The sequence below is a fragment of the Methylocaldum marinum genome, assembly GCF_003584645.1.
GTDB classification, from domain to species: domain Bacteria; phylum Pseudomonadota; class Gammaproteobacteria; order Methylococcales; family Methylococcaceae; genus Methylocaldum; species Methylocaldum marinum.
Window position 1 is genome coordinate 5,348,927 of the sequence record NZ_AP017928.1, and the last position, 13,865, is coordinate 5,362,791.

At 60.6% G+C, this 13,865-nt stretch carries 11 protein-coding genes; 3 read left to right on the forward strand and 8 right to left on the reverse strand.

Features of this window, described 5'->3' with window-relative positions; translation table 11 throughout:
* Positions 1-32: 32 nt before the first annotated feature.
* Both sS8_RS23865 and rnd read right to left on the reverse strand, forming a co-directional pair.
* A complete protein-coding gene (locus sS8_RS23865) occupies positions 33-1,616 on the reverse strand; it encodes a bifunctional aminoglycoside phosphotransferase/ATP-binding protein (RefSeq protein WP_119631963.1) in 1,584 nt (527 codons plus the stop codon).
* Positions 1,609-2,772 carry a ribonuclease D gene (gene rnd, locus sS8_RS23870; protein ID WP_119631964.1) on the reverse strand — a complete coding sequence of 388 codons (1,164 nt, stop codon included), beginning with the start codon at positions 2,770-2,772 and terminating at the stop codon, positions 1,609-1,611. The genes sS8_RS23865 and rnd overlap by 8 nt, the downstream gene beginning before the upstream one ends.
* 86 nt (positions 2,773-2,858) lie before the next feature.
* Here rnd and sS8_RS23875 point away from each other — a divergent pair, with 86 nt between their 5' ends.
* From sS8_RS23875 to sS8_RS23885, 3 genes are read left to right on the forward strand one after another with little or no spacing between them, the layout of a single operon-like run.
* Positions 2,859-3,608 carry an electron transfer flavoprotein subunit beta/FixA family protein gene (locus sS8_RS23875; protein WP_119631965.1) on the forward strand — a complete coding sequence of 250 codons (750 nt, stop codon included), beginning with the start codon at positions 2,859-2,861 and terminating at the stop codon, positions 3,606-3,608.
* Entirely contained in the window at positions 3,605-4,558 is a 954-nt protein-coding gene (locus sS8_RS23880; RefSeq protein ID WP_119631966.1) for an electron transfer flavoprotein subunit alpha/FixB family protein, read from the forward strand. Before sS8_RS23875 ends, sS8_RS23880 begins: the two co-directional genes overlap by 4 nt.
* On the forward strand, positions 4,555-6,192 hold the full coding sequence (locus tag sS8_RS23885; protein ID WP_119631967.1) for an electron transfer flavoprotein-ubiquinone oxidoreductase: 1,638 nt from the start codon (positions 4,555-4,557) through the stop codon (positions 6,190-6,192). The genes sS8_RS23880 and sS8_RS23885 overlap by 4 nt, the downstream gene beginning before the upstream one ends.
* A 295-nt stretch (positions 6,193-6,487) precedes the next feature.
* Here the strand turns inward: sS8_RS23885 and ubiA are convergent, their stop codons facing one another.
* The 6 genes from ubiA to sS8_RS23915 form a co-directional block, all read right to left on the reverse strand.
* Complete coding sequence (gene ubiA / locus sS8_RS23890; RefSeq protein WP_119631968.1) at positions 6,488-7,375, reverse strand: 4-hydroxybenzoate octaprenyltransferase; 888 nt, start codon at positions 7,373-7,375, stop codon at positions 6,488-6,490.
* A gap of 4 nt (positions 7,376-7,379) precedes the next feature.
* A complete protein-coding gene (locus sS8_RS23895; protein ID WP_232020414.1) occupies positions 7,380-7,988 on the reverse strand; it encodes a chorismate--pyruvate lyase family protein in 609 nt (202 codons plus the stop codon).
* 296 nt (positions 7,989-8,284) lie between these two features.
* Positions 8,285-9,070, reverse strand: a complete 786-nt coding sequence (panB, locus tag sS8_RS23900) for a 3-methyl-2-oxobutanoate hydroxymethyltransferase (protein ID WP_119631969.1) — start codon at positions 9,068-9,070, stop codon at positions 8,285-8,287.
* Between the two features lie 88 nt (positions 9,071-9,158).
* A complete protein-coding gene (recG, locus tag sS8_RS23905; RefSeq protein WP_119631970.1) occupies positions 9,159-11,243 on the reverse strand; it encodes an ATP-dependent DNA helicase RecG in 2,085 nt (694 codons plus the stop codon).
* Positions 11,244-11,257: 14 nt separating this feature from the next.
* Complete coding sequence (locus sS8_RS23910) at positions 11,258-11,644, reverse strand: RidA family protein (RefSeq protein ID WP_119631971.1); 387 nt, start codon at positions 11,642-11,644, stop codon at positions 11,258-11,260.
* Positions 11,619-13,835 carry a RelA/SpoT family protein gene (locus sS8_RS23915; protein WP_119631972.1) on the reverse strand — a complete coding sequence of 739 codons (2,217 nt, stop codon included), beginning with the start codon at positions 13,833-13,835 and terminating at the stop codon, positions 11,619-11,621. Before sS8_RS23915 ends, sS8_RS23910 begins: the two co-directional genes overlap by 26 nt.
* Between the last annotated feature and the right edge of the window lie 30 nt (positions 13,836-13,865).

The window sequence follows — 13,865 nt, forward strand, 5'->3', positions numbered from 1 at the left end:
ATCAGGTCGTCCCATTCGGTCGAAAAACCACCTCAACCGGACGACTTGTCCGTACTCAGGCCGATCTTCTTGAGAAGTTCGTCAGCAGAAACCGCTCCGCTGGTCTCGATCATCAGTGTATTGCGCCGCTCTTCTTCGGTGAATTCATCATGCGCCGCGAGCTGACGGTCGAGCACGGACAGATCGGCTTCGGAGGGGTCGCGGCCGAGCAGGGCGCGGGATTCGATGCGGCTTTTTAAGGTAGCTATCGGTGCCTGGCAGTCGAGGATCAGGAATGATGCGCCGAGCCGTTCGGCCAGTATTCGTTGGCTTTCACGCTGCTCGTGTTTTAGGAACGTGGCGTCGACGATGACGGAGAGGCCGGATTTCAGGATCTCTTCGGCGGTATCCAGCAGATAGCTATAGGTTCTGCGCGTCATGTCGGCGGTGTAGATGCCGGCGTCGAGGGTCGATCCGGTGTTGGCGTGTTCGGCGAAGCCGGCAAGGCGTTTTCGTTCCAAGTCGGAGCGCAGGCGTAAGGCCGGGAGGCATTCGGCGATTTGGCCCGCGATGTAGGATTTGCCGCTGCCGGAAAAACCGTGGGTGATGAGCAATGCCGGTTTTTGAGGCCGGATGAGGCCGGATGCGTAATCGAGATAGCGCCGGTACAGGTCCAATAACTCCTGCTGCTTCGCGGTGTCGCCGGTAGAGGCGCGGGTCAGTTGGGCGATCTTGGCTCGAACCATGGCGCGGTAGACCCGGTAATAATGGAAGAGCGAGAGACCACGGTAGTCTCCGGTCGTTTCCAGGTAGCGGTTTAGAAGCCGGAAAGCCAAATCCCGCTTGCCTTTGACTTCGAGGTCCATGACCAAAAAGGCCAGCTCGCTCATGACATCGATCCAGCGCAAGTCTTCGCTGAATTCGATGCAGTCGAACGGCGTGGGCTCGTCGCCGATGAGCACGATGTTCCCGAGGTGGAGGTCGCCGTGGCATTCGCGAACGAAGCCGGCGGCTTTTCGGGCGAGCATGGTCTCCCGGCAGCGCGAATACGCCTCGGACGTCCAGGCGCGGACACTTTCCAGCTTGGCAAGGTCAACCGGATCGTCCTGCAAGGGCTCGATATGGTTGAAATTCTGTTCGGCGGCGTCGTAGATGTGTTCCGGGAGTCCGTGGGCGTCTTCGACGGTGCTGCGATTTACGCTTGCGTGGAATCGGGCCAGCGTCTCGGCCAATTTGTCCATGTGTTCGGCGGACAGGCGATCGTTCTGACACAGACGATCGAACAGTGACGCTTCGTCGAAGCGGCGCATCTTGATGGCGAATTCGATGGGGATGCTGCTGCCGCCGATTCGGGGGGTTCGGGAATCTCCGACGATGGGCACGACGGCCAGATACAAGTCCGGGGCGAGCCGGCGGTTGAGGCGGAGTTCCTCTTCGCAAAACCGGCGGCGCTTGTCCAGGGTGGTGAAGTCGAGGAAGCCGAAATCCACCGGCTTCTTGATCTTGTAGGCGTATGGTCCGGTCAGCAAGATCCAGGAGATGTGGGTCTCCCGGATTTCGATGGCGTTCGTGGGATGATCGTAAGCGGCGGGGTTACGCAGCGCCGAGATCAGTTCGGGATAGCGGGCGTCATCCATGCGGTTCCATCCGTAAACGGCCGTTGATCACTCTGAGTTGTCGTTCGCCCTGAAGGAGGGCTTTCAGTTCCGTACCAGCCATCGTCTTGCGCCACCCTTGAAGCAGTTTCGATTGTTCAGGCTCTTCCATCAATAGTTCCAGGTCCTTGCGGCCTCCGAGAATCGCCGGATTCAAGGTGTGCTGCGCGGCCCGCAAGCGCACCACGGCGGTCAGCACGTCGAGCAGCGCTTCTTGTTCGGGCGTCTTCTTGGTCTGCCGCGGCCTGAGGGAAACCGCCGGCGGAGGGCGATGTTTCGCCTCGTCGATGATTCGGCACAATTGGCTGCCGTAACGCTTGAGTGTACGTTCCTCCAGTCCCCGGATCAGCTTGAACTTGTCGGCATTCGTCGGCTGCAGCCGTGCGAGATCGAACAAAACCTCGTCCTTGACCAGCCAGCTGCGTGGAATGTCCTGCTGGCGCGCATTGTCCTCGCGCCAGGCTGCAAGGGCCTGTAATACGGCGAGCTGGGACGCATTCAGCTGATAATGTCCGCTGATACGCTGCCAAGCTTGATCGGGCGCATTCTCGTAAAGCTTCGGATCGAGCAGGGCGGCGAAATCGCCTTCCGGCCAGTCCAGGCGGCCCAAGGCTTCCAGTCGCTGGCACAGTTTCAGGTAAGCGGTTCCGAGATGGATGACGTCGTCGGCCGCATAGCGCAATTGCGCATCGGCCAGGGGCCGGAGCGACCAGTCGGTGCGCGCATGTCCTTTGCCCAAGGTTATTCCGAGCAGTTCCGAAATCAGTCCGGCATAGCTGATTTGTTCGGGCAAGCCGATCAGGGGAGCCGCGATCTGGGTGTCGAAGATCGGCGCCGGCAGTTTTCCCCATAGATGAAAAAAGATTTCCAAATCCTGCCGCCCGGCGTGAAATACCTTGGTGATGGCGGGATCGAACAGCAAATCCGCCACCGGCTCCAAGGATTCGAGCGCGAGCGGATCGATGCAGGCGACCTTGTCGGCGGTCGCGATCTGGAGCAGGCAGAATTTCGGAAAGTAGGTTTTCTCGCGCAAGAACTCGGTGTCCACGGCGAGCCATGGGGAGGACTTTACGGTCTTGCAAAAGTCCCGGAGTTGGTCGAGCGAGTCGATGTAGCTGATTTGGGAAAAGGGCGTCATGTCAAAGGGGTGCTTTTTAGAGTCATGAAGTTATTATATGGCCTAGGGACGAAGAATACGCTCCCGCCGATGATCCGAGGTGGCGCATGAAGATATTGGTGAGTGTGAAGCGCGTGGTGGATTACAACGTGCGCATTCAGGTGAAGCCGGACGGCTCGGGCGTCATGCTGGACGGGGTGAAGATGAGCATGAACCCGTTCGACGAGATCGCCCTGGAAGAGGCGATTCGCCTTAAGGAGGCCGGCAAGGCGACCGAGATCGTGGCGGTTGCGCTCGGGCCGCAGGCGGTACAGGAGCAACTCCGGAGCGCCTTGGCGCTGGGCGCGGATCGGGCGATCCACATGCCGCTGGACACGGCGCCTCAACCCATCAATGTCGCACGCGCCCTGGCCGGGCTCGCCCGGCGCGAAAATCCCGATCTAATCCTCATGGGCAAGCAGGCCATCGACGACGACTGCAACCAGACTCCTCAGATGGTGGCGGCGCTGCTCGACTGGCCCCAGGCGACCTTTGCTTCCAGAATCGAATTGAATGACAAGTCTGCCACGGTCGCCCGCGAGGTGGATGCCGGACTCGAATTTCTGTCGGTCGATCTGCCGGCGGTGATTTCCGCCGACCTTCGGCTCAATGTTCCCCGTTATCCCAAGTTGCCGGACATCATGAAGGCGCGCCGTCTTCCGATCGAAACGGCCACGCCGGAGGACTTGGGCGTGGAGTTCGTGCCGGAAGCCAGGCTGCTCAAAGTCGCGCCGCCGCCAAAGCGCCAGGCCGGCCGGAAAGTGGCTTCGGTCGACGAGCTGGTGGCGGCCGTGCGCGAGCGAGGGCTGTTGTCATGAGCAAGGTATTGGTGATTGCCGAGCACGACGGCGAAATATTGAATCCTTCGACTTCGAGAACCGTGGCCTGCGCGCTGGCTCTCGGTCCGGAGGCGGTCGATGTGGCGGTGTTCGCCGAGGCGGAGACCAAGCCCGTGCAAGCCGCAGCTCGGTTGAACGGCGTGACCCGGGTGTTGCTGGTCGAACATGCCGCCAACCGGAGCCCAGTGGCGGCGGTTCTGGCGCCGCAAGTTTACGCGCTGGCCAGGGACTACACTCATGTGCTGGCGCCGGCGACCACCTTCGGCAAGGACGTTTTGCCGCGCGCGGCGGCGCTGCTCGGCGTACCCCAAGTGAGCGACGTCATGCGGGTGATCGACCGGAATGTCTTCGAGCGGCCGATTTATGCCGGAAATGCCCTGGAAACGATCGAAACGCCGCCGGGCATCGTCGTCGCGACCGTGCGTACGGCTTCATTCAAGGCGGTTCCGGAGACGGGATCGGCGCCCGTGGAAAAAATCAGCCTCGATTTCGACTGCCCGACCCACACGCGTTTTCTCCGGGTCGAAGGTTCGTCCGCCGGCGGGCGTCCCGATCTTCAATCGGCCCGCGTCGTGGTGTCCGGCGGGCGGGGTTTAGGAGCTAAGGAAAACTTCGATTTGATCTATGCCCTGGCGGATCGTCTGGGCGCCGCGGTCGGCGCGTCCCGCGCGGCGGTGGACGCCGGATTCGTTCCGAACGACTTGCAGGTGGGGCAGACCGGCAAGATCATCGCGCCCGAGCTCTATCTGGCCTTCGGCATTTCCGGAGCGATACAGCATCTCGCGGGAATCAAGGACGCGGGGACCATCGTTGCGGTCAACAAGGACCCCGATGCGCCCATCTTCGAAGTGGCCGATATCGGTCTGGTGGGCGATCTGTTCGAGGTGCTTCCGACCTTGCTCGAGGCTCTGCCCAAGGGCGGATCGTGACTCGCGAAAGCCTTAAGTTCGACGTTGTCATCGTCGGTGCCGGCCCCGCGGGACTGTCCGCCGCCTGTCGTCTGATGCAGCTGGCCAATGAGGCCGGAAAATCGCTCCGGGTCTGCGTCGTCGAGAAGGGCGCGGAGGTCGGCGCCCACATCATTTCGGGCGCCGTGTTCGAGCCGATCGCCCTGACCGAGCTATTCTCGGACTGGAAAGAGCAGGGCGCGCCCGTCACCGTGCCTGTCGAACTCGATGAACTGCATTACCTTCTCGGCGAAAGACGCTCGATCAAAGCACCCGGCTTTCTGATACCGAAACCGATGCGCAACGAGGGCAATTACGTGATCAGCCTGGGCCGTTTGTGCCGATGGCTGGCGGAACGGGCCGAAGCTCTCGGAGCCGAGATATTCACCGGGTTCGCCGCGGCCGATGTGCTTTATGACGACGCGGGCGCAGTAGCCGGCGTCGTCACGGGCGACATGGGCATTGCCAGGGACGGTTCAAAGAAGCCGAACTATCAGCCGGGCGTGGAGCTGCGCACGCCCTACACGATTTTTGCCGAAGGCTGCCGCGGACATTTGGGCAAGCGGCTGATGGAGCGCTTCGAATTGCGGCGGGACATCGATCCGCAGCATTACGGCATCGGCATCAAGGAAATCTGGCGCATCGATCCGTCGCGTCACCGGCCGGGGCACGTGGTCCATACGCTGGGCTGGCCCCTGGACAACGAAACGGAAGGCGGCGGCTTCGTATACCACGGCGAGGACGGACTGGTTTCGCTCGGTCTCATCGTCGCCCTGAATTACCGGAATCCCTATCTGAATCCGTTCAACGAAATGCAGCGTTGGAAGCACCATCCGGTGGTGCGCCCGTTCCTCGAAGGCGGAACCCGGATCGGCTACGGCGCCCGCGCGGTGAACAAGGGCGGCTGGCAGTCGGTGCCGAAGCTGTCTTTTCCGGGTGGCGTGATGGCGGGTTGCGAGGCCGGGTTTCTCAACCCGGTGAAGATCAAGGGCAATCATACCGCCATGAAGACCGGCATGCTGGCGGCGGAAGCGGTGTTCGAGGCGCTGGAAACGGACGGAATTCCGGATTTGGACGGGCGCTACCGCGGGTCATGGGTCGATGGAGAGTTGTTTCGGGGCCGGAACTTCGGTCCCGCGCTGGCGAAGTTCGGAACGCTCGCTGGAAGCGCGTTCATTTGGATCGATCAGAATATCTTCCGGGGAAAGCTGCCGTTTACCCTGCACAATCGCGTTCCGGATCACGCCTCGCTGGCACGGGCCGCGGACAGCCGTAAGATCGATTATCCCAAGCCGGACGGCGCGCTGAGCTTTGACAAGCTGTCCTCGGTCTATCTCTCCAACACCAATCACGAGGAAGACCAGCCCTGCCATCTGGTTCTGACCGATCCGGCCATCCCGATTTCACGGAACCTGCCGCTGTACGACGAACCGGCACAGCGCTATTGTCCGGCGGCGGTTTACGAAATCGTGGCGGCGCCGGGAGGGCCGGCCCGATTCCAGATCAACGCGCAGAACTGCGTTCACTGCAAAGTATGCGACATCAAGGACCCGGCGCAAAACATCAACTGGGTGGCGCCCGAAGGCGGGGGCGGGCCGAATTACGTGAATATGTAATTCCATTCATCGAACAACCCGACAATATTCTTTAGCCGGGACGTGGCGTCGGGAAAGGGTTCCAGACTTACTGGGTGCACGGTCGTAGGTCGACAATCCTTTGCCGACGAAAGCCTGCGCCGAGCCGCGACGTTGGGAAGGGCGGCTCCGGCGCTCCCGGAGACACCGTTTGCGATTGGAAAGGATTCCCGACCAATTCGCGAGTGCCCGTACAGTTAGGTATGAAAATGCTTCAACGCTTATTCCGGCCTACAAAATGGCTTCTTTGATCGAGATCTGGAATTCAACAGGCGGTCTATGGGCGCAAGAGGTAATCCGCCGCGAGTCCCGCAAACACCGCCGCGCCGAACCAGTGATTATTCAGAAACGCCTTGAAGCAGCCGTCGCGATCGCGCTCCCTTATCAGAAGCTGCTGGTAGGCGGATAGGCCGGCGGCAACCAGGAGTCCCAGGAAATAGGGCAATCCCAGCCCGGTCTGCCTTCCCACCGCATAAAGAAGCAGCAGCACGAAGACCTGAAGCATGCCGATCAGCACTCTATCCATGTCGCCGAACAGAATGGCGGTGGATTTCACGCCGATCTTGAGATCGTCGTCCCGATCCACCATGGCGTACATGGTGTCGTAAACCAGTGCCCACAGGATGGTGGCGAAATAAAGCTCCCAGCCGACCCAGGGAATGCCGCCCGTCTCGGCGGCGAAAGTCATGGGCACCGCCCAGCCGAAGGCGAGCCCCAGGTAGGCTTGAGGAAGATAGGTATAGCGCTTCATGAAAGGGTAGGACGCGGCGAGGACAGCGCCGGGAACCGACAGTGCGATCGTGAGCGGGTTGGTGAGGAGAACCAGGCCGAACGACACGAGGCACAGCACGACGAACAGCCAAAGCGCTTCCCTGGGCGTTACCAATCCGGCGGCGATCGGGCGCGATTGGGTGCGTTTCACATGGGGGTCGAAGTCGCGGTCGGCGTAATCGTTGATCACGCAGCCCGCCGCCCGCATCAGCACGACGCCGGTAACGATGACGAAGGTTACCAGAATATCCGGTTTGCCGTTCCCGGCGATCAACAGCGCCCACACGGCCGGCCAAAGCAGAAGAAAGATGCCGATGGGCTTGTCGAGGCGCATCAGTCTCCAGTAAATCTCGAGGCGCCTTCTGGAAATACCGAAAGTCGATGGGTCGATCATAGGCTTACATCTTTTCCGGTGCATCCGGAAGCTTATTCGCCGCTTCCAGTTGTAGGACCGAAGGCAGAAAGAACTCGGCCACCAACAAGTTTCCATGGGCGACGCCATATAGCGAGCGCCGGCCCCAGATCCGCTCGGATGCCCGGGCGCCGACTATCGCGTCGGCCAGTTCCGGCCACCATGTCTCATTTCCGATGGAGGCGAGTTGCAGGCCCAAACGCCTGAGCTTGGGATCAGCGAAAAGAATCTCCCCGAGTGGGCGGTTGCCCAGATAGGCCAAATGGCGCTGAGCGCCTCGGAGAATGCTTGCCGGTATGACGCTACGGGCCACGATCAACGGCTGCGGACCGCATTGCAGCGCCACCTCGCGGACCAATGCGAGGCGCGAGGTGCGCAAATTCAATGTCCTGGATTCGTCGGCGAACGGCCGCCGCCAGCCCTGCCATAGCACGCGGACGTGAAACTCGCCGCTGCAAAGGCTGCGAACCCTGCGGGTCAGTGAACCGGGTTCGAAAAGCCATGAATGGAGTCGTGCCGGAATTCGGGTTCGCTGACTGCTTCCGAGTTCGAACCACTCGGGGGCGTGACTGAAAAGGTGGCTGCGCGTCGTCAATTGTTGTTCTCGATTATGAGCGGGGAATTTTAAGGCGTTTTTCGGTTTAAAGTTTCAATGTAAAGTCCTCTCCCGGTGGGAGATGGCTTTTTCGAAGTTTCCTTTAGTCGGTCGGAGATCCTTTCCCGACACTCACGCGGCGAGAAATGGGATGTCGGCAAGCGGTTGCCGGCCTGAAACTGCATGAGCGCATCCGTGAAAGCTTTGCGGCACGGGAATCGGTGATCGAGGGCACCTGTCCGAGGCAGCGATTGTATCGGCTTGAGAAATCGGTGCCCCCGATCGCGCGTCTGCGTCTACTTCTTCCTTGAACCATGCATGCGCAGAACCTGATCCACGAATGTACCGTCGTCGACTTCCTTCATGAATCTTTCGGCGACGTCGACGATGGTTTTGCCGACGTAGGCGTACTGCCTCGAAAACGGAGGCCAGTAGTCCCCCAGACCGATGGCGTCGTTGATGACCAGAACCTGGCCGTCGCACGATGCCCCGGCCCCGATGCCTATCGTCGGCACCGCGATCGACTGGGTAATGGTTTTGGCCAGTGCTGCCGGAATGTGCTCGAGAACCACCATGAACGCGCCCGCCGCCGCGATGCCGATGGCTTCGTTCAGGATGCGGTCGGCATCGCTTTTCTTGCCTCCGACTTGGCGGAAGTCCGGGGCGGTCTGGGGCGTCAAGCCCGTGTGGCCCACGACGGCGATTCCGTTGGCGACGAGATGAGCGATCACGTCGTATTTCGGACCTTCCAACTTTATGCTGTCGGCGCCTGCGTTCAGCAGCAGCCTGGCGTTATGCAGCGCGGTGGCCGGATCGCGATCGCTGTCGTACGGAAGGTCGCCGATGATATGGGTATTCGGCGCGCCGCGGCGGACTGCGCCTACGTGATACTGCATGTGTTCGATGGTGACGTGGCGGGTGCTATCGAAGCCCATTTCCACCATCCCCACGGTATCTCCGACGAGGATGACCGGAATCCCCGCTTTCTCGAGAGAACGAGCGACGGGGGCCGTGTATGCCGTCAGCATCGGGATCGGCTTTGCCGACTTCATTTGTTTCAGCGATTCCGCGTTGAGTTTCATACCTTTCGCCTCCGGTATGCCGAGTTTGTATCAGGAATGGCCTTCATAATCATGGTATCCACTTTGAACAAAATTTTCGGGAAGGTTCTTACGCCCCGGCGTATTGCACCGAATGGCCGACCCAGCGCCGTATCAGGCGCTCGGCCCGGTCGGGATAATCGCGAAATAGAACGGCGGCGGCTTGTGCTACGGCGTCCAGGAGATGTCCGTCACGCGACAAATCGGCGATGCGGAACTGGATCTGGCCGGTCTGCCGGGTGCCCAGAAGTTCACCCGGTCCCCGCAGTTCCAGGTCTTTTTCCGCGATGACGAAACCATCGTCGGAGTCCCGCAGTATACCCAAGCGCTGCTTGGCGGTTTCCGACAGGGGCGGCAGATAGAGCAATACGCAATGGGCTTCGCCGGGGCCGCGTCCGACTCGTCCGCGAAGCTGGTGCAGCTGGGCCAGCCCCAAGCGTTCGGCATTCTCGATAATCATCAGGCTGGCGTTGGGAACGTCGACGCCGACTTCAATGACGGTGGTCGCCACCAGCAAATCGAAATGCCTTTCTTTGAAGGCTTGCATGACGGCTTCTTTTTCGGCCGGTTTCAAACGCCCGTGTATCAGCGCGACGCGAACGTCCGGCAGGGCTTCGGCCAGCGTCACGGCGGTTTTTTCCGCCGCTTCGCACTGTAAGACCTCGGATTCCTCGATTAGCGTGCAAACCCAGTAGGCTTGCCGGCCCCTGGAAACCCAATCGGTGATGCGGGCGACAATGTCCGCCCGCCGGCTGGTCGGGGCGACCGTAGTCTTGACCGGGGTGCGTCCGGGCGGCCGTTCGTCGATGACGGAAAGATCGAGATCGGCATAGCCGAGCATGGCCAGCGTTCTCGGGATCGGCGTGGCGGTCATGATGAGCTGGTGCGGATACAGGCCGTCCTGCAGGCCTTTCTCACGCAGCGCCAGCCGTTGGTGTACGCCGAATCGGTGCTGCTCGTCGATGATCACGAGTCCGAGACGGTGAAATACGACCTGTTCCTGAAACAGGGCATGGGTTCCGATGACGATGCCGGCGGTGCCGCGGCTGATCGCTTCCAGCTCGGTTTTTCGCGCTTCGCCCTTGAGACGCCCCGACAGGAAGGCGATGTGTACGCCGAACGGTTCGAGCCACTGTCGGAAATTCCGGAAATGCTGCTCGGCCAGGAGTTCGGTGGGGGCCATGATGCCGACCTGATAGTTGGACGACAGCGCGGTCAGCGCGGCATGAGCCGCCACCACCGTCTTGCCCGAGCCGACATCGCCTTGAACCAGGCGCATCATGGGACGGCTGGAAGCCAGGTCGGTTTCGATTTCGGAAATCACGCGGCATTGGGCAGCCGTTAGCGAAAACGGCAGGCTGCGCAAGAATTGGTTCGCTGCCTCCCGATTGGTATGCATCAGCGGCGCTCGATGGGCCTGCATCTTGGCTCGGAAGCGGCTCAGGCTCAGATGGTGGCCGAGCAGTTCTTCGAAGGCGAGACGCGAACGAGCCGCCGCCAGGCGTGGAGACGCTTCGCCGCAGCCGGGTGGCGGTTGATGCAGCAGCCGCAGCGCATCGAGCAGCTGCAACCGGCTCGCCGGAGGGATCAGCGTGTCGGGCAGCAACTCCGGAAGCCGGGTTGCGTCCGCCAGGGACAAGGCTTGTGCGGTCAGCCTGCGGATGGCCTTCTGATGGACGCCTTCGGTCAGGGGATAGACCGGCGTCAGCGCTTGTTCCGAGACCTCGGTTTCCGCGTCGTCGATCACCTTATAATCGGGATGGGTCATTTCCAGTCCGGCGTAACCGGACCGAACTTCGCCATAGCAGCCGAGTCGCTTGCCGCGGGCCAGTTGCTCGCGCTGCTTGGCCGTGTAATGGAAGAAGCGCAGATCGAGGAACCCGGTGCCGTCGCCGATCCGAACGATCAGTGAACGGCGGCCTTTGGGAAGGATTTCCGCGAGTTCGATCCGGCCTTCCAACAGCGCATGATCGCCGGGTTTCAGATGCCCGATCGGCGTAACGTGCGTTCGGTCCTCGTAACGCAGCGGCAGGTGGAAAAGCAGATCGCCGACAGTCGTAATCCCCAGCTTTTCCAGCCGCTTGAGAGTCTGTGCGCCCGCTCCCTTGAGAGTGGCTGCCGGGAGTTCGTCGAGCGATTGATTGTGGGAAGCCAAATAGCCGGGGACGCTTATTTCGCCAGAACCATGATCGCGTCCATTTCGACCCCGGCGCCGCGTGGCAGGGATGCTACGCCGATAGCGGCGCGGGCGGGGTAGGGCTCGGCGAAATACTCCGCCATGATTTCGTTCACCAGCGGAAAATGAGCGAGATCGGTCAGGAAAACGTTGAGTTTGACGACGTCCCGAAGGCTGCCGCCGGCGGCCTCGGCCACGGCCTTGAGATTATCGAACACGCGCCGGATCTGGATCTCCATGCCGCCCTCGACCAGAAGCATGGTGGCGGGATCGAGCGGAATCTGTCCGGACAGATAAACGGTGTCGCCGACTTTCACGGCCTGGGAGTAAGTGCCGATCGCCTTGGGAGCCTGGTCAGTCTGAATAATTTGTTTTTCCATGGTTTTGTTTCTTTCTGAGTTCGGACTTTGCGCGGGAGATTTTCAAAACGACCGATAATTTGCGCAGTTCTCGCATGACCGAGGCGAGATGCACGCGGTCCTTGACCATCAAGGTGATGATGTCGGTGGAAATCTGGCTGTCCTGATTGGTGATCTGGACGTTCTCGATGTTGGCGCGCATGCGGGAGATGGTGGAAGCCACTTTCGCCAGGGTACCCACCTGGTTCATCAGTTCCAGGCGGATGACTGCCGGAAAATCGCCGCTGGCTTGCTTGTCCCAGTCCACGTCCAGCCAGTTCATGTGTTTTTTGCGGAGCTCCGAGACGTTCTTGCACTCGCTGAGATGAACCACGATGCCCTTGCCGGGGTTAAAGAAACCGACGATGGGATCGCCCGGTATCGGGCGGCAGCATTTGGCCAGGTTGACCACCATGCCCTCCGTGCCCTTAATGATGAGCGGCGATAGCGCGGGCAGGTTTTCCTCTCTGGCTCCGGCATCCATGCTGGCGTCGGCTTGAGCGATCTGGCGGACGACCAGGAACGGCAAACGGTTGCCTAACCCGATATCTTCCAGCAAGGCTTCGAGAGAAGGCAGGTCCAGCGCTTTCAGTAGCTCGTCAATCCGTTCTCGCGGAATGTCGTCGAAGCGTATGTTCTGGGCGTCGAATTCCTTTTCCAGGAGGCGCCTGCCCAAGGCCACCGCTTCCTGCTTCTTGAAGTTTCGGAGATAGCTGCGGATAGCGGCGCGCGCCTTGGCGGTGACCACGAAATTGAGCCACAGCGGATTGGGCCGCGCCCAGGGCGCGGTGATGATCTCCACGGTCTGGCCGTTCTCGAGTACGGTTTGCAGCGGGGCGAGCACGCGGTCGATGCGGGCCGATACGCAGGTATTGCCGATGTCGGTGTGCACGGCGTAGGCAAAGTCGACGATGGTGGCGCCGCGCGGAAGCTTGGTGATCTTGCCCTTGGGGGTAAAGACGTAGACTTCCTGCTGGAACAGGTCGACTTTCAGATTATCCAGGAACTCCATCGAGTCGCCGGCGCTCTTCTGGATTTCCAGGAGATCTCTCAGCCATTCGTGAGCGCGGGCCTGGCTGGTCGAAATCTGTTCGTGCTCGCTCTTGTACTGCCAGTGCGCAGCAATGCCGGATTCGGCCAGATGGTGCATGGCGCGGGTGCGGATCTGGATTTCCAGGGGCTGACCATAAGGTCCGACCAGCACCGTGTGTAGCGACTGGTAGCCGTTGGCCTTGGGTACCGCGATGTAATCCTTGAAGCGGCCCGGCACCGGCTTATAGAGGTTGTGAACTATCCCCAAGGCGCGGTAACAGTCGTCCACCTGATCGGTGATGATGCGAAAGGCGTAAACGTCGTAGACGCCGGAAAAAGAGACATGCTTGATTCGCATCTTCTGATAGAGGCTGTAAAGATGCTTCTCGCGTCCGATCACTTCGCCATTGTCCAGTCCAGCGTCATGCAAGCGCTTGGTGATGGCCGACTCGATAATCGCCACCACCTCCTTGCGGTTGCCTCGGGCCTTCTTTACCGATTGTTCCAGTACCCGGAATCGCATCGGATACATGGCGGCGAATCCCAGTTCCTCCAATTCCAGCCGTATCTCGTTCATGCCCAGACGGTTGGCGATGGGTGCGTAAATGTCCAGGGTCTCGCGGGCGATACGGCGGCGGCGAGTGGGCGACATGATGCCCAAGGTCCGCATGTTGTGCAGACGGTCCGCCAGTTTCACCATGATGACGCGAAGGTCCTTGACCATCGCCAGCACCATTTTGCGGACATTCTGGGCCTGTGCCTCGGCCCTGGATTTGCAATCGAGCTGGGTCAGCTTGCTGACGCCGTCGACCAGTTCGGCGACTTCATCCTCGAATTGCTCGCACAGCTGCTCCTTGGTGATGGACGTGTCTTCGATGACGTCGTGCAGAATGGCCGCCATGATGCCTTTGGCGTCCATGCGCATTTCGGCGAGGATAATCGCGACTGAAAGCGGATGGCAGACGTACGGTTCGCCGGTCAGCCGGAATTGACCTTCATGGGCGGCGAGAGCGACCTGATAGGCGCGGTAGATTTCGTCGACCTGGGTTCCGTCGAGATAGGTCGAGACGATGCTGCACAATCTGCGAATGAGCTTCTCATTCGGCAGCTCGGTAACTTCTTTGGGGAGAAGCTGGTTCATGACAGCCCGCGCTCAGGTATCGGTTCTTGA

Coding starts and splice junctions, on each gene's coding strand:
- sS8_RS23865 (WP_119631963.1), bottom strand. CDS start 1,616: ATGGATGACGCCCGCTATCCCGAACTGATCTCGGCGCTGCGTAACCCC.
- rnd (WP_119631964.1), bottom strand. CDS start 2,772: ATGACGCCCTTTTCCCAAATCAGCTACATCGACTCGCTCGACCAACTC.
- sS8_RS23875 (WP_119631965.1), top strand. CDS start 2,859: ATGAAGATATTGGTGAGTGTGAAGCGCGTGGTGGATTACAACGTGCGC.
- sS8_RS23880 (WP_119631966.1), top strand. CDS start 3,605: ATGAGCAAGGTATTGGTGATTGCCGAGCACGACGGCGAAATATTGAAT.
- ubiA (WP_119631968.1), bottom strand. CDS start 7,375: ATGATCGACCCATCGACTTTCGGTATTTCCAGAAGGCGCCTCGAGATT.
- panB (WP_119631969.1), bottom strand. CDS start 9,070: ATGAAACTCAACGCGGAATCGCTGAAACAAATGAAGTCGGCAAAGCCG.
- sS8_RS23910 (WP_119631971.1), bottom strand. CDS start 11,644: ATGGAAAAACAAATTATTCAGACTGACCAGGCTCCCAAGGCGATCGGC.
- sS8_RS23915 (WP_119631972.1), bottom strand. CDS start 13,835: ATGAACCAGCTTCTCCCCAAAGAAGTTACCGAGCTGCCGAATGAGAAG.